This window comes from Blastococcus sp. Marseille-P5729 (assembly GCF_900292035.1).
Taxonomy (GTDB): domain Bacteria; phylum Actinomycetota; class Actinomycetes; order Mycobacteriales; family Antricoccaceae; genus Cumulibacter.
Genome location: NZ_OMPO01000001.1, coordinates 1,746,192 through 1,765,291, shown reverse-complemented (window position 1 = coordinate 1,765,291; position 19,100 = coordinate 1,746,192). Strand labels below are relative to the sequence as shown.

Here is a 19,100-nt window from a genome sequence, read left to right as displayed (position 1 = left end):
ACCTTCGAGGACAATGCGCTGCTGAAGGCACGTGAGGCCGTGCGCGCCACGGGGCTGCCCGCGATCGCGGCCGACCCCGGCATCCGCGTCGCCGCGCCCGACCTGGCGTGGGGCGTCCCCTGCGGCCACGCCGCCGAGCCGCAGCGCGCCCTCCCCGTCATCCCCGCCACGGCGAGCGCCGACCCCGCCGCCGCCGGCGCCCGCCCGCGGCGGGCCCCCGGGCACGACCCACAAGGGCGGGGGGGGGGGCCCCGGGGGGGAGGCCCGCCCCGCCGCTGACTGGGTAATTCGTGCCGAGCGCGGAGCTCAGAGCCGACTACCGAAGCTAGGCGGTGAGCTCGTAGACGCGCAGCGACTCGCCGATCAGGTTCTTCGGCAGGCCGTCGATGCCGTTCTTGGCCACGATCAGGTTCGGGATCAGGAACAGGAAGTCGGCCGCGGCGTCCTGCGAGATGACCTTCGCCGCCTCCTTCATCTTCGAGACCTGCTCCTCCTCAGTGCCGCTGTCGGCCTCGGTGATCAGCTGCTGGACCTGCGCGCTGTCGTACGACGTGTAGTACGCCGGGTTCGCGAACAGGGCCGGCATGTCGCGCGGCTCGACGTGCGCCACGATCGACATGTCGAAGTCCTTATCGGTCATGACGGTCTTGATCCACGCCGCCGGGAACTCCAGGGTGTCGATCTGGACGTCGATGCCGATCTTCGACAGCTGGGACTGAACCTCCGGGCCGCAGGACTGGGCGTACGGCAGCGACGGGATCCGCAACCGCAGCGTCGGGTTGGGCTGGCCGGCCTCGGCGAGCAGCTGCTTGGCCTTGGCCTCGTCGTACGGGAAGTCACCGGTGCGGTCCTCGTACCACGGGTCCGTGGGCGGAACGAGCGAACCGATCAGCTCGCCCTTGCCGGCCCAGCAGTTCTCCAGCAGCTTCTGGTGATCGATTCCGTACCGGATCGCCTGGCGGACCTTGACGTCGGCCAGCGGGCCCTGGGTCTGGTTGAACGAGAGCACCACCTCGCCGTTGGTCGTGCCCTCGATGACCTGGAAGCCGTCGGCCTTCGGTCCGTCGGTGAACTGGTCCAGCGCCTCCGGCGCCTGCACCGTGGTGACGACGTCGATGTTGCCGCCGAGCATGGCGTTGTTCATCGAGGTCGCGTCCTTGAAGTACTTCCAGACCACAGTCTTGAAGTGCGGCGCGTCGCCCCAGTAGTCGTCGTTGCGCTCGAGGGTGATCTGGTCACCGCGCTGCCACGAGTCGAAGGTGTACGGCCCGGTGCCGACCGGAGTGTTGGCGAGGTCGTCGACACCGGTCTGGCTGAACATGGCACCGATCCGGGTGGTCATGTTGAACAGCCACGAGTTCGAGGGCTGGCTCAGCTTCACGACCAGCTCGGTGGGGCTGTTGACGGTGACCGACTCGACGACGTCCATCTGCGACTTCAGCTTCGTCGTCCAGGCGGTCTTCACGCGCTCGATGGAGAACTTCGCGTCGTCCGCGGTAAAGGGCTGCCCGTTGGTGAACGTCGCCTCGTCAGTGAGCGTGAAGGTGTAGGTCAGGCGGTCGTCGCTGATCGTCCAGGACGTCGCGAGGCCCGGCTGGAACTCGCCGTTCTCATCGACGGTCACGAGCGTCTCGTACACGTTGTCCAGCAGCAGCTGCGGGATCGCCGCGCCGTCGGTGCTGGTGAAGTCGAGGGAGGCGGGCTCGGCGACCAGGCCGAGGGTGACGGTGTCGCCCTCGAACGTGCCGCCGCCCTCACCCGAGGAACCATCGTTCGAGCTGCTCGACGAGCAGCCGGCGATCGCGAGGGTCGTTGCGACGAGGACGACGACCAGACGCTTGAGAGTGGGGCTCATGGGGTGGGTCTCCCTCTGTGAGTCGACGATGTGCCGTCGTCCAGCAGCAGGCCGCCGGGCGAGTGGTGAGAACAATGGTGTACGCGGCAGGTGGCGTCAAGGCCTGAATGGACAACCTCACCGTCTCAATTCGGTCACGTCACCAGACCGGGGGTGGTCCCCGGGCTCGCAGTCGACGCGCGCCGGTACCGTGCTCGGGTGACCGCCGACCTCGACCGCGCCGATCGCAGCCGGGTGCTGCGTAACGGCGTCGTCATGGGCCTGGTCACCGGTGCCTACGGCCTGACGTTCGGGGCGCTCGGCGTCACCAGCGGGTTGAGCCTGCTACAGACGTGTGTCCTGTCGCTGGCGATGTTCACCGGCGGGTCGCAGTTCGCGTACGTCGGCGTCATCGCTGGGGGTGGCGCGCCGCTGGCGGGAGCGGCGGCGGCGATCCTGCTCGGCGCGCGCAACACGCTGTACGGGCTGACGTTGGCCCCGGTGCTGCGGGTGCGTGGCGGCCGCAAGCTGGTCGCCGCGCAGGTCGTGATCGACGAGTCCACGGCGATGTCGATGGGCGAGGACGACGTTCGCCTTAAGCGGCTCGCGTTCTGGTCGACGGGCCTCGCGATCTACGTGCTGTGGAATCTCGGCACGCTGGTCGGTGCGGTTGCGGCCGGCTCCCTCCCGGACCCCCAGGCGCTCGGGCTCGATGCGGTGGCGCCCGCTGCCTTCATCTTCCTGTTCGCCGCCCGGCTGACCAGCCGCACGGCCTGGCTCACTGCGTTGATCGGCGCGGCCGTGGCCCTCCTCGTCATCCCGGTGGTGCCTGCGGGGCTGCCGGTGATCGTCGCCGCGGCGGCGGTCGGGATCTTCGCGCTCATTGCCCGCGGGACACCCGAGGCGGGTCCGGTCCCGATGACCAAGGACGACCCGAGCGCACCGGGCCCGGGTGATGACCGGTGATGTGGCTGGGCATCGCGGTCGCCTGCCTCGGCTGCTATCTGCTGAAGTACGCCGGAATGTCGATCCCCGAGCGAGCGCTCGACTCGCCGTCCGTGCGCCGTGTTGCCATGCTGTTGCCGATCGGGCTGCTAGCGGCGCTCGCCGCGACCCAGACCTTCGGCTCCGGTGAGCGGATCGTGGGCGACGCCCGGGTCGTCGGCGTCCTGCTGGCGATCGTCGCGATCAGGCTGCGCGTGCCGTTCATCGGCGTGGCGGTCATCGCCGCCCTCGGCGCGGCACTGGCCCGGCAGCTGGGCATGCCCTAGGACCCGCGCCCGGCTTAGTGAGACTGCTCGAAGTCCTGCGGGCTCACGGGCAGGGCGCGCTTGTGCGCGGTACGCCGGTGCCAGTCGACGATCGTCTGCTCGGCCTCCGCCGGCACCTCCTTGCCCTCCAGGTAGTCGTCGATGTGGTGGTAGGAGACTCCCAGCGCCTGCTCGTCAGCGAGCAGCGGCTTGTCGCTTTCGAGGTCGGCGGTCGGGATCTTCTCGATCAGCTGTTTCGAGGCGCCGAGATGCGTGCCGATCTCGCGGACCCGCCGCTTGGGTAGACCGGCCAGGGGGAGGACGTCGGCGGCCCCGTCACCGAACTTGGTGTAGAACCCGACGACTGCCTCGGCCGCCTGGTCGGTGCCGATGACGACCATCCCGCGCGCGCCCGCGACGGTGAACTGGGCGATCATTCGCTGCCGGGCCTTGACGTTGCCCTTCACGAACTCGGTCAGCGTCGACTCGTCGGGAGTCGCGTCGCTGCTCATCACGGCCTCCCACATGGCGTCGGTGGCGGGCCCGATGTTGACGGTGGTCGACTCGTCCGGCGCGATGAACTGCAGCGCTCGCTGGGCGTCGTCCTCGTCCTTCTGGACGTGATAGGGCAGGCGCATCGCGATGAAGCGGGCATCCAGCCCCTCGCCGCGGGCGCGCTCGCAGGCCAGCTGCGCCAGGCGCCCGGCGACCGAGGAGTCGACGCCGCCGGAGATCCCCAGCACGTAGCCCTTGAGCCCCGTCGTCCGGAGGTAGTCGACGAGGAATCCGACTCGGCGCTCGGTCTCTCGCTCGACGTCGAAGTCCTGGACGACCTGCAGCTCCTCGATGATCTCCTGCTGTTGCGCGCGATCGGTCATGGCCCGATCGTACGGCGAGATCGATCGCTGCCGCGCGACCCGTCCGCCGCCGGCGCACTAGAGTGGACGGCGACGCGGGGTGCCGCCCAGGCGGCTGAGAGCACACCCGTTGAACCTGATCTAGCTCGTACTAGCGAAGGGACGTCGCCTTGTCCGGCACATCTCCATCCGTCGCACCCGCCCTCGAGGCTGCGCATCTCGGCACCTGCTGGGACGCCGTCCGGGACACCGGGCCGCTCGTTCAGTGCATCACCAACATCGTCGTGGCACCGTTGACCGCGAACGTGCTGCTCGCCTCCGGCGCGGTGCCCGCCATGGTCGACAACCCACGCGAGGCCGGCGACTTTGCCGCCGCCAGCGGTGGGTTGCTGATCAACATGGGCACGCCGTACGCCGAGACCGCGGACGCGATGCGTGCCGCCGTCGCCGGCGCTGCCACCGCGGGGACGCCGTGGGTGCTCGACCCCATCGGCGCCGGTGCGCTGCCCTGGCGCGAAGGCGTGGCCCACGAGCTCATCGATGCGGCCGTGCCGGCGATCATCCGCGGCAACGCCTCGGAGATCATCGGCCTTGCCGGGCTCGGCGGGGGCGGCAAGGGCCCCGAGGCGGCGCACGCCACCGAGGACGCCCAGGCGGCGTCTCGGACGCTCGTCGAGCGGTTCGGCACCGTGGTGGCGGTCAGCGGGCCGGTCGACTGGCTGATCGACGGAGAGCGGGTGGTCCGCGTCCCGCACGGGCACGAGTGGATGACCAAGGTGACCGGCGTCGGGTGCGCCCTCGGCGCCCTGATGGCAGCGTGTGCGGCGGTCTGTGACGACCGGCTGGTGGCTGCGGCCACCGCGACGACTGCGCTGACACTTGCCGCAGAGACCGCGGCGTCTGCGAGCCGTGGGCCGGGGAGCTTCGCCGTCGCCCTGCTCGACGAGCTGTACCTGCTCGACGGTGACGCGCTGACCGACCGGGTGGCGCTGCGATGAGCCGCCCGTCGATCGACCTGTCGCTCTATCTCGTCACCGACACCGTCATGTCCGCCGGCCGCGGTGTGGCGCAGACCGTCCGCGCCGCGGTGGACGGTGGCGTGACCGTCGTCCAGCTGCGCGACCACCACGCCACCGACGCCGAGTTCGTCGCGCTCGGGCGAGAGGTCGCTCAGGTGCTGCGCGGCACCGGCGTCCCACTGCTGGTCGACGACCGCGTGCACCTCGTGAGAGCCATTGGCGCGGATGGCGCGCACGTCGGTCAGGGTGATCTGCCGGTCGGTGAGGCCCGCGCCGAGCTCGGCCCCGACGCACTGCTCGGTCTGTCCGCCAGCACCGAGGAGCAGGTGCGCGCGGCGGCTCACCTCCCGCCGGGCAGCGTCGACTATCTCGGCATCGGGCCGGTCTGGGCCACCGCGACCAAGGCCGATCACGGCCCTACCCTCGGCCCGGAAGGTCTGCGCGAGCTGGTCGGCATGGCGACGCTTCCGGCCGTCGCGATCGGCGGCATCGACGCCTCTCGCGTCCCGGAGCTTGTCGGATGTGGGGCTGACGGGATCGCCGTGGTGAGTGCGATCTGCGCCGCGAGCGACCCGGGGCAGGCCGCTTGCCAGCTCGGCGCCGCGTGGCAGGCGATCCAGTGACGGCCGCGCGGGCGGCGATCCCGCACGTGCTGACGATCGCCGGGTCCGATCCTTCCGGCGGCGCCGGCGTCCAAGCCGACCTGAAGACCTTCAGCGCGCTCGGCGCGTACGGGTGCGCCGTCCTCACCTCGCTGACCGCGCAGAGCACCCGAGGGGTGACCGGGGTCCACGTCGTCCCGCCGGAGTTCGTTCGCGAGCAGATCGAGACGCTCGTCGACGACGTTCGGCTCGACGCGGTGAAGATCGGGATGCTGGCCACGGCGGACGTCGCCCGGGTGGTCACCGAGCTTATCTGCGAGGGGCGGCTGAGCAATGTCGTGCTCGACCCGGTCATGGTCTCGGCGGCCGGCTCCCGGCTGCTCGACGAGTCCGCGATCGGCGCGGTGCGGGCGATGCTGCCGTACGCCGACGTTCTCACCCCCAACCTGCCGGAGGCGGCGGTGCTACTCGACGCGAATGCCGCGACGACCGTCGAGCAGATGTACGAGCAGGCTCGAGCGCTGCGTGATCTGGGCGCGCGAGGCGTGCTGCTCAAGGGCGGGCACGCTCTGGGAGCCGATGCCGTCGACGTGTGGGTCGATGAGAGTGGCGAGCAGCTGCTGAGCGCGCCCCGGATCGACACCGAGAACACGCACGGCACCGGGTGCACGCTCTCCTCGGCGATCGCGGCGCTTCGCCCGCAGCGGGCCGGGTGGCCGGACGCCGTCCGCGACGCCAAGCAGTGGCTCACCGGCGCGCTCCGGCGCTCCGGTGAACTGTCGATCGGGGGCGGCGCCGGCCCGGTCCATCACTTCTACGAGCTGTGGCCGGCGCCGTCCGACGCGCGCTCAGGCTAGGACGCTGCGGCCGAGGTCGATCGAGCTGTCCCAGGTCTCCTGCGTCCAGGCCATCTGCCAGAACCGGATCTCGTGATGGCAGCTGTCCTCGAACGCGAGTGCCATCCGCTCGCGTTCAGCCGGACCGGCCTGCGCGGCGAGCGCGTCGAGCCGGCGCGTGAAGTCCTGCAGGATCAGGTCGGTCTGAGGGCTGGCATAGAACTCCCACCAGCCGCGGAAGGGGTTGTCGACGGCGACGGGATCCTCGCTCTGTTGGCGTTGCGCGGCCCAGATGTAGGTCCACGGGCACGGCATCAGCGCCGCCATCAGCACCCCGAGGCTGTCGCGCCCGGCCAACATCATGTGGTTGATGTATGCCTGGGCTGTCGGCGACATCCTCCTCACCTGGGCGTCCTCGTACCGGACGCCGAACGCCTCGCACATCACGTGATGCGGGTGCGTCTCGTCCTCCAGTAGGAAGGTGATCTGGTCGCGGAACCAGCGCACCCACTCACGATCCGGGCTCAGGGCGATGCCCTGCCCGTAACCACGCATGAACGCGGTCAGATATTGGTTGTCCTGGCCGACGTAGTGCAGCACGCTCTCGCGGCTGGCGGTGCCGTCGGCGAGCGAGCGTAGGAAAGGGTGCTGGTAGAAGGCCTGGAACAGGTGGTCGCAGCGTTGACGCTGCTCGGCGGCGAAGCTCATCGCATCCTCCGCGAGCTGTGAAAGGGGTGCTCTGCGGCACGGCCACGATCCCTCCGCTCGCATGATCGAGATCAGGTTCGACGGGTCGGGACGGCGTCCCTCTCAGCCCTGATGGGCACCCCGCGTGGCTTCGCTCACTCTAGCAGGGCTAGAGACTGCCGAGCTGCCAGCCGGTGTCCGCGACGAGCTCGTCGAAGAACCGCTGCGTGTATGCGTTCTCCGGATCGCGCCGGCCCGCTCGTCCATCACGTGGGCGTCGTCGCCGACCAGGATCCGCCACTTGTCGGAGTCAGGCTACGAAGGACGGGGGCCGAGCCGGTCGTAGGGTGGGGCCATGGCGACTCGTGCGAAAACCATCGTGAGCCTGCTGCTCCTGGCGGCCGGCGTACTGCTCACCGGATGCGGCTCGGACCCGGAATCCGATTCCGACCTGCGCCTGCGCATCACCAGCTCTGAGGACGATGACGCCGACATGCAGGTCGCCGAAGGCGCCTCGATCTCGATGGGCGAGGGCTTCAGTGCCGTCGAGATCACCATCGAGTCGGTGGACGGCGAGACGGTCGTGATCTCCACTGACCACCCGATGGCGCCGCGCAACCCGGGCGGTGGCATCAACCTCAACGACCTGGAGTCCGAGTTCACCGTCACCTTCGACGAGCCAGCCGAGTTCGCCACGCCCACGACCGATGTCGGCGTCGGCTATACGGTCACTCTCGAGCGGGCCGGCTGACGTACTGCCGATCTCGGCCGGTGGGGCGACTTTGGCAGGCCCGGCCAATATCGTGAAGGGGCAACGGCCAGACACCTCCGAAAGGGATCGGTCATGAAGGCGTGCCAGTACCTCGAGATCAACCAGCCACCGCAGATCGTCGACATCGAAAAACCGCAACCCGGACCCGGGGAGGTGCTGCTGCGGATCACGGCGTCCGGGGCGTGCCACTCCGATGAGTTCATCATGTCGCTGCCTGAGGAGCAGTATGTCTACGGCCTTCCGCTCACCCTCGGCCACGAGGGCGCCGGCATCGTCGAGGAGCTCGGCGAGGGCGCGAGCGGGGTCGAGATCGGTGAGAGCGTCGCGGTCTACGGACCCTGGGGGTGCGGGCTGTGCCACCCCTGCAAACAGGGCAAGGAGAACTACTGCCGGTACGCCGCCGAGCGCGGCATCCTGCCGCCGGGACTCGGCGCGCCCGGGTCCATGGCCGAGTACATGATCGTGGACAGCCCACGGCACCTGGTGAAGCTGGGCGAGCTCGACCCGGTACAGAATGTCGCGTTGACCGACGCCGGTCTCACCCCGTACCACGCCATCAAGCCTTCGCTGCCCAAGCTGATCCCCGGGCGGGTGGCCGTCGTCATCGGCGCCGGCGGGCTCGGCCACATGGGCGTCCAGATCCTCAAGGCGCTGACCGCGACCACCGTCGTCGCGCTCGACCCCAAGGAGTCTGCTCGCCAGCTCGCGCTCGACGTCGGCGCGGACCATGCGCTTCCCTCGGACGAGTCGGCCATCGCTGAGATCAAGAGGATCTCCGGCGGGCTGGGTGCCACGGCGGTCTTCGACTTCGTCGGCATCGAGGCCACTGCCGCGCTCGCGGCCAAGATGGTCCACTTCGAGTCGGACATCGTCATGGTCGGGGTCGGCCCGGGCACCATTCCCGTCGGCTTCTTCACGCTGCGCTACGAGACGAGCGTGCGGGCGCCGTACTGGGGCTCGCGCTCGGAGCTGGAGGAGGTCTTCGAGCTGGCGCGAATCGGCGCGATCCACGTCGAGACCGAGACCTTCGGCCTGGACGACGCCCCGACGGTGTACGAGCGGATGCACGAAGGGACGCTGCGCGGGCGCGGCATCGTCGTCCCCTAGCCCGGCTGCCAACCCCGGAGGCGAGGGTCCGCTGAAGGCCGCACAAAACTACGCAGATCCAGCACCTTGAGTGCACTATGCACGTTGGGTGCCGGATCTGCGTAGTTTTCGTCAGGCTGGGTCAGTTGCGGACGGGCTGCGGCTCGTCTGCGTCCTCGGAGCCGATGCGCTGGGTGCGCCGATACAGCAGCGCGATCAGCGCCACGAACACCAGCACGCCGAGGATGTTCGCCCAGGTCGCGAATCCGTCGCCGAGCAACGCCAGGGGCGCGTCGTCGCCGGTCGCCGCGACGATGCCGGCGAACACGACGCCGAACAGGCTCTCGCCGACGATCAGCCCCGTGGCCAACAGGATCCCGCTGCGCTTCTTGCGCGCGGCGCTGCCACCGCTGCGCTCGGCCCACCGGTTGTAGAACCAGCCGATGAGCGCACCGACGGTGATCATCACGGTCAGCTCCATCGGCAGGTACATACCCATGCCGACAGCCAGCGGCGGCAGGCGGAACCGGTTGTTCGTCGTCTTGCCGAGGATCTCGTCGATCGCAATGATCGCGGCGCCGATCAGCGCACCGAGCCCGATCAGTCCCCAGTCCAGCGAGCCGCCGAAGACGCCCTCGGCGAGGGAGGAGATCAGCGCGGCCTGTGGCGCGGCCAGTGCGTCCTCGCCGGCACCCGGCGCGCCCTGGAAGCCGAAGGCGGTCTGCATGAGCCCCAGCACCGGCGGGATGATCGCCGAGCCGAACAGGACGCCGATGATCAGCGCTACCTGCTGCTTCCACGGTGTGGCGCCGACCAGCTGACCGGTCTTGAGGTCCTGCAGATTGTCGTTGGAGATGGTGCCGATGCTGAACACGATGGCGGCGGTGAAGAGGGTGTAGGCAACCATCGCGGTGGTCTCGTTGGCATCTCCCGACCCGTGTGTTGCCCGGAACAGCAACGCGCCCGCGACCACCATCAGGATGCCGATACCGGAGGTCGGGCTGTTGGAGGCGCCGATCAGACCGGCCATGTAGCCACAGACCGAGGCGACCACCATGCCGATGATCACCACGAACACCAGGCTGATGAGGATCAGGCTGGTGCTGCTGCCGTCGAGCGCCGTACCGCTCGTGAACCCCCACAGCAGCATCGCGATCGGGATCAGCGATGCCACGCTCACGATCGCGACGATGTTGATCGGGATGTCGCGCTCGGTGACGTCGACCGTGCCGCCGCCCTTGCGTGCGCGGGCGGACGCCGCCGAGTCCGCGATGCCCTTGAAGATGGGGCCGATGATCTTCAGCAGTGTCCACACTGCTGCGATAGCGATCGCGCCGGCGCCGACGAACCGGACCTCGCTGGAGAACACCGCGGCGGTCACGTCCGCGATCGGGCCGTCCTGGCCGGCGCTGCGGTTCGGCAGGATGACGCCGAAAGAGATCAGCACGCCGACGAGCATCGCCAGGCCGACAGCCAGCCCGACCAGGTGCCCGACGCCGATCAGCGCCAGCGAGAAGCTCGCCCCGATCATGGTGCCGCCCGAGCCGACCTTGAATGCCGTGGACAGTGAGCTGCTGACGACCTTCAGCGCCGCGAGCAAGGAGAAGCCCGCTGCGCCGAGACCGCCGGCGAGGATCGGTTTGATGCCGCGGCGGTTCTGCGCAGCGCCTTCGCTGGTGTCGCCGACCTTCAGCACCTCCGCGGCCGCGACGCCTTCGGGGTAGGGCAGGTCGGAGCCGGTGACGAGGGCGCGGCGCAGCGGGATCGAGTACATGACGCCGAGCACGCCGCCGACGGCGCAGACCGCGACCGACGTCCAATAGGGGAAGCCGGTCCACCACCCAATCATCACCAGACCGGGCAACACGAAGATGATGGCGGACAACGTACCGGCCGCGGAGGCGATGGTCTGCACGATGTTGTTCTCGACCACCGAGTGATTCGCGAAGTACCGCAGGATCGCCATCGAGATGACCGCGGCGGGGATCGAGGTTGCGAAGGTCAGGCCTACCCCGAGCCCGAGATAGACGTTCGCCGTGGTGAAGATGAGGGTGATCAGCCCACCGATGATGATGCCGCGGATCGTGAGCTCGCGGACCGGCGATGCGGGCCTAGTTGTACTGACCGGGGACGTTGGTCAACCGTGAGAAGGGCGGCTGGTTGCCGCAGGCCGTGTGCGGACGGTGCTGGTTGTACTGGTGAATCCAATCGGCGAGGGCATCGCGTCGTTCCTGCTCGCTGCGGTAACAGCGAGCGTAGGCCCACCCGTCAGCCATGGTGCGGTGGAAGCGCTCAACCTTGCCGTTGGTCTGAGGACGGTACGGGCGCGTCCGCTTCGGCGTGACCGACAAGGTCTCGCAGGTACTGCGCCACAGATGCGAGCGGTACGCGCCGCCGTTGTCCGATAGCACGCGCTCGACGGTGACGCCGCGATTGGCGAACCAGTCGACTGCCCGGTGCAGGACGGCGACGGCGGTGATGGCAGTTTCGTCGTCGTGGACCTCGGTGTACGCGACGCGGGAGTGGTCGTCGATGACGGTATGCACGAACGCGTACCCCAGCTTGGGGTTGTGCCACTTACTGCGGGGCTTGTCCGGGGTGGCGGAGCGGTTCTTTTCGCCTTGGCGGCGGCCGACATAACGCCAGCCGCCTCCGTCGGGGATGTTCCCGAGCTTCTTCACATCCACGTGCACGAGCGACCCGGGGTAGTCATTCTCGTAACGGCGGACAACTTCGCCTGTGGCGCGGTCTACGTATGCGAGCCGGTTCAGCCGGGCGGTCGTGAGGATTCGATGCACGGTGGACGGCGCGATGCCGAGCCTGCTCGCAAGTTGGACCGGCCCTTCGCGAAGTCGCAGGCGCAGGCTCACGCACGGCTTCGTCGTCGCCTTGCGCGTCTTGTGCGGCGAGGTCTTCGGCCGCGAGGACCGGTCGTGCATCGATTCGCCATTTGCGTAGCGATCTACCCACCGCTTCACTGTCGGCCAGGACACCTGGAAGCGAGCGGCGACCTCGCTGATCGGCCAGCCGTCATCTACGACCAGGCTAGCGACTTTGAAACGGTGGCGGGGAGTCAGAGCGGCATTTGCGTGGGACATGGGACTCCTTAGACTCTCGGACGGTCAGCAGGGTTGCCCTGCTGACCGTCCGAGATGAGATTCAAAAGGGGGCAACGTTATGCGACAGCGGTTCCTTCGAGCTCGACCATCTGGCCGGGGATCGCCAGGCGGGTGACGCCGAGCATCGTGGTAGTCGGGGCGACTCCTGCCGCCCCGAGCTTCCCGGCGAGCACGCCGTAATGCGGGAGCATCGCGTCCACGTCGGTGGTGTAGACGTTGAGGCGGACCAGGTTCTCCATCGACATACCGGCCTCGGCGAGCACGGCCTCGAGGTTCGCCACGGCCAACGCGAGCTGGGCCTCGACGTCCCCGTCATGCTCGGGCCGACCATCCTTGCTCATCGCTGTCTGTCCCGAGATGTACAGCGTCCTTGTCTCCCCTGAGATGACTTCGCCCTGGTTGAAGCCCATCTCCTGCGACCAAGTCACCGGATTTACTGCCGTGCGTTCCATCGCTGCTCCGTTCATTCGTTCCGCAGCGCCCGGCCGCCCTATGGCCGCCGTGCTCGACGCTGCGCCACTAGCCTCCCCACGAATCACGACACCTTGTGTCGTGTATTCTGGAAATAATGGGTGCATGCGAGCAGACCGACTGGTCTCGCTGGTGCTCCTGCTGCGCCAGCGAGGCCGAGTAACCGCCGACCAGCTGGCCAGTGCGCTCGAAGTGTCCACGCGCACCGTTCTGCGCGACATCGACGCCCTCTCGACTGCGGGCGTCCCCGTTTACGCCGACCGCGGTCGACACGGCGGCTATTCACTCCTTCCCGGCTTCCGCACCGAACTGACCGGGCTGAACCATGACGAGGCACTCGCGCTGCTCACCGCCGGATCATCCCGCGGCGAGAAGGTCTTCGGCCTCAGCGCACCGCTAGCCTCGGCGATGCGAAAGGTCGTCGACGCGCTGCCCGAGGGGCACCAGGTGAGTCTTGGCGATGCGGCCAAACGGTTCCTCGTGGAGCCGGAGGACGACCTTCTCTCTCGCCGTGCCCCCACCGAAGACCTGGCCGACGGCGTCATGAGCGAGGTTCGAGCCGCGGTGCTCACCGGCCGCCGGCTGCGATTCAACTACGCGGCACCTGGCAAAGCAGCGAGTCGGCGAACCGTCGATCCGATTGGACTGGTCACCGTCCGCGGGCGCACCTACCTGCTGGCGACGAGGTCTGGAGACGATCGGACATACCGTCTGTCTCGGATGCTCAGCGCCGAAGCGCTCCCCGAACCAGCGCAACGCCCCGCGCAGGTCGACCTCGACCGCATCTGGGCCGAGCGCACCGCACAGTTCCTCTCCGAGAACCACATCCCCGTCGTCGTCCGCATCAAGACCTCACGTCGTGAGGAACTGCTGGAGAATGCCAGTGCTGTCCGTGCCGAGGAACCGGAGCCGGATGATTGGATCCGCCTCGACGTGACCTTCGAAGACCTGCGCCACGCGGTGTGGGCAGTGTGGCGGCTTGATACGGACGCCGAAGTACTAGCGCCAGAATCCGTCCGCGATGCGATGTACGTGCGTGCCGAAGCATTGACGGCACGTTATCGATCCTGACGATCCGTACCGACTAACGTGTCCGGTCAGTACACCTAGTGGTCGTAGGCGGCGTGGGCGAACCTGGCCTGGCCCTGGTTACTCCTTGTCAAGCAGGACGTCGGCCGGGCTGGTCGACCCGCCAACTTTAGTACCAAGCGTCACCTGAGTAACAGACCTCGGACGCCTGACCGACGCCTGGATCACGTGGCCAGCGACGCTCGTCGTCCAGCCGAGACCGGCAGCTCGCGGACGCCGTGAACGATCGTCGAGCCTCGCATCGGGACCTTGCCGGCGATCCGCAGGTCCGGCATCCGCTCGGCGATGACGCGAAGGGCTGCCTCGGCCTCGAGCTTCGCGAGCGGGGCACCGATGCAGTAGTGGATCCCGCTGGAGAACGCCAGGTGGTCGGTGTTGTCCGTGCGGGTGATGTCGAACCTCGCCGGGTCGGGGAACGCCTCCGGGTCGCGGTTGGCGCCACCAATCACCGTCACCACCCAGGTGCCGCGCTTGATCGGAATGCCGTCTATCTCGGTGTCCGCCTTGCAGATGCGCGAGGTGAGCTGGATCGGCGGGTCGTAGCGCAGAGTTTCCTCGATCGCCTGCCCGGCGAGGGAGGGATCGGCGGTCAGCAGGTCCCACTGGTCGCGGTGGCGCATGAGCTGGTGGACGGCGTTGCCGATCAGGTTGACCGTCGTCTCGAAGCCGGCCACTAACAGCAAGGTGCACAGCGGCAGCATCTCCTCCGGGCGGATCGCCTCGTCCTCGTTCTGCGCCAGGACGGTCAGCAGATCGTCACGCGGGTCGGTGCGGCGCTCCTCGATGAGCCGATCGAACATGCGGCCCAGCCGGGCCCGCGCCTGGAGGGCCTGCCGGCCGTGGCGCAGCGATTGGATACCGTCCAGCGCGCCACCGAGGACGGCGCCGTACTGCGTGAACACCTCGTAGTCGGCGTCCGGCACACCGAGCAGCTCGCTGATCACCGAGATCGGAAGTGGCGCGGAGATTTCCTTCTGCAGGTCGAACCGGCCCTTGGTGAGCGCGTCGTTGACCAGCCGGCCCACGAGCTGTTCGATGCTCTCGGCGTACACCGCCATCCGCCGCGGCGTGAAGGCCGGCGCGGCGAACCGTCGTACCCGGGTGTGGTCGGGCGGGTCCATCTCCAGCAGCGAGAGGTTGAACTCGGCGGCGTCCTTGCCGACTCCCTCGCGGCCGTCGGTGCCGAAGCTGCGGTGCTTGAGCACCTGCTTGCACATCGAGTGGCTGACGGTCGCGACGGCGTCCGGATCGAGCCCGGGCACCAGTGGGCCTCGCGCGCGGAGGATCTCGTACTGCCGGTAGGGGTCGCCGCGCCAGGGGCGCAAGGTGGCGCGGGCGAGCGGGTTGCCGCGCACATACGCCGCCCAGCGGGTACGGGCCTTGGCGGAGTACAGATCGGCGAGAAAGGCAGCCGTCATCTTCAGCTGCTGCCGCTTGGACGGTGCAGCGTGATCGTTCGGCGGGACAGTCATCGGCGACTCCGATCGAGGCTTTCGGTCAGGCTAACCGGTTTTGTTACCCACTGGTATCTCCACCTGCGGGGCCGCGGAGCACGCTATCGGCCGGCGGCCTGGTCGAGGACGCCGACACGTTCACGGCCCAACACCTGCGCGAGTACCTCGCTGTGGACGATCAGATCGACGACCTAGAAGCCACCTGCGGTACGTTTCGCCTCGCTATAGCGAGGCAGAACCCACCGCAGGTGGATGGCTACTGCGTGGCGTCGAGAACGAATGCCAGCCCGAGGCCCAGCAGGGTGCGGTCGCTGGTCAGTAGCGTGAGGCCGTCGACGGCCGCCTGCGCGAGCAGCATCCGGTCGAAGGGGTCGTGACGCACGAGATCTGGACGATAGCGCATGCCGAGCGAATGCCGGGCGGTCAAGGGCAGCATTACCAGCCCGCTACGTTCGAACTCGCCCATCGGGTCGTCGAGGACGTCGAGTCTGCCCAGAGCCTCCTTGATGACCATCTCGGTGATCGACACGGCGGAGTAGTAGACGCGGGACGCCGAGGTCACGAGCGCTCGCGCCTTGACTCCTAGGCGGGGCGAGTCCTCATACAGCCACAGAAGTGCATTCGTGTCGAGCAAGATCACGTGGGCTGCTCGCCATAGAACATGGTCTGGACCTCGCCGTCCGTGCCGTCGAAGGCGGTCTCGTCATGCGTAAAGCGGTCCGAGCCGAGCCCGATAGTGATCGCTCGTGAACGGTGGACGATGAGGTCGACGACCGGCTTCCCGGCACGCGCGATGGTGACGTCCTCGCCGGCGAGCACCTGCTCGATCAGCTGCGAGAGACGTGTCTTCGCCTCGTGCACGTTCACCTGAGTAGCCATGTCGCCATCCTAAGTGGCTAAGCATGACTAAGCCAGGTCCAGCTTCCTCACCTGCGGGACGTCTCGCCGCGCTATAGCGAGGCAGAACCCACCGCAGGTGAGATATCTCGGACGCCCTGGACAAGCCGATGAATGATCCTTACCCTAGTTCGAACCGACCGAACGGTCGGGCGGTTAAGGAGACGACGAATGACAGCCGTCCACGAGCCCACCACCCGCGACGAGCAGCAGCAGCAAGAGCACTTCGACGCCACCATCGCCGCCGGCGAGAAGATCGAGCCGCGCGACTGGATGCCCGAGGGCTACCGCAAGACGCTGATCCGCCAGATCGCCCAGCACGCGCACTCCGAGATCATCGGGATGCAGCCCGAGGGAAACTGGCTGACCCGCGCCCCGAGCCTCGAGCGCAAGGCGATCCTGCTGGCCAAGGTCCAGGACGAGGACGGCCACGGCCTCTACCTCTACGCGGCTGCCGAGACACTTGGTATGAGCCGTGACGAGATGCTCGACCTGCTGCACGCGGGCAAGCAGAAGTACTCCTCGATCTTCAACTACCCGACGCTGACCTGGGCCGACAACGGCACGATCGGGTGGCTGGTGGACGGCGCCGCCATCGTCAACCAGGTCTCGCTGTGCCGGACGTCGTACGGCCCGTACTCCCGCGCGATGATCCGCATCTGCAAGGAGGAGTCCTTCCACCAACGGCAGGGCTTCTCGATCCTGCTCGCGCTGTGCAACGGCACGCCCGAGCAGAAGGCGATGGCGCAGGAGTCGGTCAACCGCTGGTGGTGGCCGGCGCTGATGATGTTCGGCCCGTCGGACGACGAGTCCCCGCACAGCGCCCAGAACATGGCCTGGGGCATCAAGGTGGCCAGCAACGACGAGCTGCGTCAGAAGTTCGTCGACATGACCGTTCCGCAGGCCGACGTCCTCGGCCTGACCCTGCCCGATCCCGACCTGAAGTGGAACGCGGAGCGCGGCCACTACGACTTCGGCGAGATCGACTGGACTGAGTTCAAGCGGGTTCTCGCCGGCGACGGCCCCTGCAACGAGGAGCGGGTCCGGGTGCGCAAGGCAGCCCATGACGACGGGCTGTGGGTCCGGCAGGCGGCAACGGCGTACGCCGAGAAGCAGGCCCGCCGCATGCAGGAGCAGGCAGCACAGCACGGCAACGAGGAGCAGGCGTGAGCCAGAATCCAGAAGCACCGGTCGATCCCGAGGGCAGCTACGACTCCCAGCAGCGCTGGCCGCTGTGGGAGGTCTTCATCCGCAGCCGCCGCGGGCTCTCGCACAACCACGTCGGCTCGCTGCACGCCGCAGACGCCCAGCTGGCCCTGCAGTCGGCGCGCGACCTCTACACCCGCCGCCAGGAGGGCGTGAGCATCTGGGTAGTGCCGTCCTCGCAGATCACGGCGTCCTCGCCGCTGGAGAAGGACGAGTACTTCGACCCGGCGGCCGACAAGATCTTCCGCCACCCGACCTTCTACAAGCTGCCGGACGCCGTCGACCACATGTGACGGCCGTCAGGCCCTGGACTCTCTGTATGCCGCCCCTCGGAATTCTGCGGTGGGTTGGGCGGGGATATCACGCCGATAGCCCTGGCCGGCCCACCGCAGATGGGGCGCACTCACCCCAACATGAGCTGGATGGATGACCACATGAGCGAACAGCTGCCGCACCAGGACGTGATCGTCGGCGACAATCCCGCCGAGATCGCAGCCCGGGTCGCTGGGACGGCGACCTACACACCGCTCTACCCCGCCAAGATCGACGGGCTGCTGCGGATGGGCGACGACGCGCTGATCCTCACCCAGCGGCTGCTGGAGTGGAGCTTCAAGGCGCCGGTCCTCGAGGAGGACATCGCGATCTCGAACACCGGCCTCGATCTGCTCGGCCAAGCCCGGATGCTCTACACCTACGCTGGGTCCCTGATGGACCCGGCGAAGAGTGAGGACGACCTCGCCTACTGGCGGTCGGGTGCGGAGTTTCGCTGTGCGCACATCGTACAGATCGAGAACGGCGACTTCGCCGAGACGGTCGCCCGCAACCTCGCCTTCGCGCTTTACCAGCAGCTGTTGTACGGCGCGTTGCAGCGCTCGACCGACAGCCAGATCGCAGCCATCGCGAAGAAGTCGAGCAAGGAGGTCGCATACCACGTCGACCACTTCTCGCTGTGGGCGCTGCGGCTGGGTGACGGCACCGACGAGTCGCACGCGCGTATGCAGGCCGGGTTCGACCGGATCTGGCCGTACGTCGCCGAGCTGTTCGACGCCGACGCAGGCGTCGAAGCGACCGGTGGACCGACCGACGCCCTCTTCGATGAGCTGGTCGCCGACGGCACCTTCGTCGACACCAAGGCATTGCACGAGCCCTGGCTGGCCCGGATGACTGCAACGATTGAGACCTCGACGTGCACCGTGCCGACGACCAAGTGGCACGCGCGGGGCGGACGTCGCGGCGAGCATACCGCGCATCTCGACCGGATCCTCGCCGAGATGCAGTCCGTCGCCCGCGCATACCCGGACGCGACGTGGTGATCATGGCCGACACCGCTTCCGGAACCGACCGTGGCTACGAAGCACGCAATCCCTTTGGCTACGGGGATCGGCCGGCCACCGCCGACTTCGACGGCTCGCAGACCAAGAGTCCCAGCCAGCTCGGGGACGGCGCGAGCCTGTGGGAGATCGCCGCGCACGTCAACGATCCGGAGATCCCGCTGCTGTCGATCGCGGAACTGGGCATCCTGCGTGACGTACGAGCCGATGGCGACAGCGTTACTGTCACCATCACCCCGACCTACTCCGGATGCCCTGCCATGAAGGCGATCGAGGAAGATCTCCGTCGGGTGTTCACCCAGGCCGGGTATTCCGAGGTGACGGTCGATCTGGTCCTCGAGCCCGCGTGGTCGACGGACTGGATCACGCCGGCCGGCCTCGAAGCCTTGGAGCAGTCGGGAATCGCCCCGCCGACGGGAACCCGGCCCGTCATGCAAGGTCCCGTCACGGTGGGCCTGTCGGTGAAGTGCCCGTACTGCCACTCCTTCGAGACCGAGCAGATCTCGCGATTCGGCTCGACGTCCTGCAAGGCCCTATATCGGTGCCTCGCCTGCCGCGAGCCCTTCGACTGGTTCAAGCCACTATGACCC

The 19,100-nt window shown here is 68.1% G+C and carries 21 protein-coding genes, 1 pseudogene and 2 riboswitches; of the genes and pseudogenes, 13 read left to right on the top strand and 9 right to left on the bottom strand.

Going from position 1 to position 19,100, the window contains the following annotated elements:
* Positions 1 to 279: non-canonical purine NTP pyrophosphatase (locus tag DAA40_RS16985; protein WP_370430634.1), on the top strand; the 279-nt coding region annotated here is incomplete at its 5' end.
* Positions 280 to 325: 46 nt separating this feature from the next.
* On the opposite strand, the gene DAA40_RS08515 is transcribed toward DAA40_RS16985, so the two are convergent.
* Positions 326 to 1,855, bottom strand: a complete 1,530-nt coding sequence (locus tag DAA40_RS08515; RefSeq protein ID WP_106849158.1) for an ABC transporter substrate-binding protein — start codon at positions 1,853 to 1,855, stop codon at positions 326 to 328.
* Between the two features lie 198 nt (positions 1,856 to 2,053).
* On the opposite strand from DAA40_RS08515, the gene DAA40_RS08510 reads away from it, so the two are divergent.
* Together DAA40_RS08510 and DAA40_RS08505 are read left to right on the top strand one after the other, a co-directional pair.
* A complete protein-coding gene (locus tag DAA40_RS08510; protein ID WP_199849597.1) occupies positions 2,054 to 2,800 on the top strand; it encodes an AzlC family ABC transporter permease in 747 nt (248 codons plus the stop codon).
* Positions 2,800 to 3,105 (top strand): AzlD domain-containing protein, encoded by a 306-nt coding sequence (locus tag DAA40_RS08505; RefSeq protein WP_106849345.1) that lies wholly within the window; start codon positions 2,800 to 2,802, stop codon positions 3,103 to 3,105. The genes DAA40_RS08510 and DAA40_RS08505 overlap by 1 nt, the downstream gene beginning before the upstream one ends.
* A 14-nt stretch (positions 3,106 to 3,119) precedes the next feature.
* Here DAA40_RS08505 and nadE read toward each other — a convergent pair whose 3' ends face one another.
* On the bottom strand, positions 3,120 to 3,962 hold the full coding sequence (gene nadE, locus DAA40_RS08500; RefSeq protein ID WP_106849157.1) for an ammonia-dependent NAD(+) synthetase: 843 nt from the start codon (positions 3,960 to 3,962) through the stop codon (positions 3,120 to 3,122).
* A gap of 65 nt (positions 3,963 to 4,027) precedes the next feature.
* A riboswitch (TPP riboswitch) is annotated at positions 4,028 to 4,121 on the top strand.
* On the opposite strand from nadE, the gene thiM reads away from it, so the two are divergent.
* The 3 genes from thiM to thiD all read left to right on the top strand — a co-directional run bounded on the left by thiM (position 4,112) and on the right by thiD (position 6,419).
* The gene (thiM, locus tag DAA40_RS08495; protein ID WP_106849344.1) at positions 4,112 to 4,939 is read left to right on the top strand and encodes a hydroxyethylthiazole kinase; all 828 of its coding nucleotides are present in this window, start codon (positions 4,112 to 4,114) and stop codon (positions 4,937 to 4,939) included. (Overlaps the previous riboswitch by 10 nt.)
* Positions 4,936 to 5,583, top strand: coding sequence for a thiamine phosphate synthase (gene thiE, locus DAA40_RS08490; RefSeq protein WP_106849156.1), 648 nt, complete (start codon positions 4,936 to 4,938; stop codon positions 5,581 to 5,583). Before thiM ends, thiE begins: the two co-directional genes overlap by 4 nt.
* Complete coding sequence (thiD, locus tag DAA40_RS08485) at positions 5,580 to 6,419, top strand: bifunctional hydroxymethylpyrimidine kinase/phosphomethylpyrimidine kinase (RefSeq protein ID WP_234356282.1); 840 nt, start codon at positions 5,580 to 5,582, stop codon at positions 6,417 to 6,419. Before thiE ends, thiD begins: the two co-directional genes overlap by 4 nt.
* On the opposite strand, the gene tenA is transcribed toward thiD, so the two are convergent.
* Positions 6,411 to 7,106 (bottom strand): thiaminase II, encoded by a 696-nt coding sequence (gene tenA / locus DAA40_RS08480; RefSeq protein ID WP_106849155.1) that lies wholly within the window; start codon positions 7,104 to 7,106, stop codon positions 6,411 to 6,413. The two genes, thiD and tenA, sit on opposite strands and share 9 nt — an antisense overlap.
* Before the next feature lie 30 nt (positions 7,107 to 7,136).
* Positions 7,137 to 7,239: riboswitch (TPP riboswitch) on the bottom strand.
* A 201-nt stretch (positions 7,240 to 7,440) separates the two neighbouring features.
* On the opposite strand from tenA, the gene DAA40_RS08475 reads away from it, so the two are divergent.
* Positions 7,441 to 7,836 carry a hypothetical protein gene (locus tag DAA40_RS08475; RefSeq protein ID WP_106849154.1) on the top strand — a complete coding sequence of 132 codons (396 nt, stop codon included), beginning with the start codon at positions 7,441 to 7,443 and terminating at the stop codon, positions 7,834 to 7,836.
* 93 nt (positions 7,837 to 7,929) lie between these two features.
* Positions 7,930 to 8,964, top strand: a complete 1,035-nt coding sequence (locus tag DAA40_RS08470; RefSeq protein WP_106849153.1) for an NAD(P)-dependent alcohol dehydrogenase — start codon at positions 7,930 to 7,932, stop codon at positions 8,962 to 8,964.
* 121 nt (positions 8,965 to 9,085) lie between these two features.
* On the opposite strand, the pseudogene DAA40_RS08465 reads toward DAA40_RS08470, so the two are convergent.
* From DAA40_RS08465 to DAA40_RS08455, 3 genes and pseudogenes are all read right to left on the bottom strand, one after another.
* Positions 9,086 to 11,029, bottom strand: a pseudogene (locus DAA40_RS08465) (OPT family oligopeptide transporter); the annotation flags it as partial.
* A gap of 25 nt (positions 11,030 to 11,054) precedes the next feature.
* Positions 11,055 to 12,041 (bottom strand): IS481 family transposase, encoded by a 987-nt coding sequence (locus tag DAA40_RS08460; protein ID WP_106849151.1) that lies wholly within the window; start codon positions 12,039 to 12,041, stop codon positions 11,055 to 11,057.
* Positions 12,042 to 12,118: 77 nt separating this feature from the next.
* Positions 12,119 to 12,490, bottom strand: a complete 372-nt coding sequence (locus DAA40_RS08455) for a RidA family protein (protein ID WP_234356281.1) — start codon at positions 12,488 to 12,490, stop codon at positions 12,119 to 12,121.
* Positions 12,491 to 12,638: 148 nt separating this feature from the next.
* Between DAA40_RS08455 and DAA40_RS08450 the strand changes: the two genes are divergently transcribed.
* Complete coding sequence (locus DAA40_RS08450; RefSeq protein WP_106849149.1) at positions 12,639 to 13,604, top strand: YafY family protein; 966 nt, start codon at positions 12,639 to 12,641, stop codon at positions 13,602 to 13,604.
* A gap of 182 nt (positions 13,605 to 13,786) precedes the next feature.
* Here DAA40_RS08450 and DAA40_RS08445 read toward each other — a convergent pair whose 3' ends face one another.
* The 3 genes from DAA40_RS08445 to DAA40_RS08435 all read right to left on the bottom strand — a co-directional run bounded on the left by DAA40_RS08445 (position 13,787) and on the right by DAA40_RS08435 (position 15,955).
* Positions 13,787 to 15,094, bottom strand: coding sequence for a cytochrome P450 (locus tag DAA40_RS08445; RefSeq protein WP_199849595.1), 1,308 nt, complete (start codon positions 15,092 to 15,094; stop codon positions 13,787 to 13,789).
* A 238-nt stretch (positions 15,095 to 15,332) separates the two neighbouring features.
* Positions 15,333 to 15,716 (bottom strand): type II toxin-antitoxin system VapC family toxin, encoded by a 384-nt coding sequence (locus tag DAA40_RS08440; protein ID WP_106849148.1) that lies wholly within the window; start codon positions 15,714 to 15,716, stop codon positions 15,333 to 15,335.
* Positions 15,713 to 15,955, bottom strand: a complete 243-nt coding sequence (locus tag DAA40_RS08435; RefSeq protein WP_106849147.1) for a type II toxin-antitoxin system Phd/YefM family antitoxin — start codon at positions 15,953 to 15,955, stop codon at positions 15,713 to 15,715. The genes DAA40_RS08440 and DAA40_RS08435 overlap by 4 nt, the downstream gene beginning before the upstream one ends.
* 189 nt (positions 15,956 to 16,144) lie before the next feature.
* Here DAA40_RS08435 and paaA point away from each other — a divergent pair, with 189 nt between their 5' ends.
* The 4 genes from paaA (at position 16,145) to paaD (ending at position 19,097) form a co-directional block, all read left to right on the top strand.
* On the top strand, positions 16,145 to 17,143 hold the full coding sequence (gene paaA, locus DAA40_RS08430) for a 1,2-phenylacetyl-CoA epoxidase subunit PaaA (RefSeq protein WP_106849146.1): 999 nt from the start codon (positions 16,145 to 16,147) through the stop codon (positions 17,141 to 17,143).
* On the top strand, positions 17,140 to 17,472 hold the full coding sequence (gene paaB, locus DAA40_RS08425) for a 1,2-phenylacetyl-CoA epoxidase subunit PaaB (RefSeq protein ID WP_199849594.1): 333 nt from the start codon (positions 17,140 to 17,142) through the stop codon (positions 17,470 to 17,472). Before paaA ends, paaB begins: the two co-directional genes overlap by 4 nt.
* Positions 17,473 to 17,613: 141 nt before the next feature.
* Positions 17,614 to 18,492, top strand: coding sequence for a 1,2-phenylacetyl-CoA epoxidase subunit PaaC (gene paaC / locus DAA40_RS08420; RefSeq protein WP_106849341.1), 879 nt, complete (start codon positions 17,614 to 17,616; stop codon positions 18,490 to 18,492).
* 2 nt (positions 18,493 to 18,494) lie between these two features.
* On the top strand, positions 18,495 to 19,097 hold the full coding sequence (gene paaD, locus DAA40_RS08415; protein WP_106849340.1) for a 1,2-phenylacetyl-CoA epoxidase subunit PaaD: 603 nt from the start codon (positions 18,495 to 18,497) through the stop codon (positions 19,095 to 19,097).
* Positions 19,098 to 19,100 lie beyond the last annotated feature (3 nt).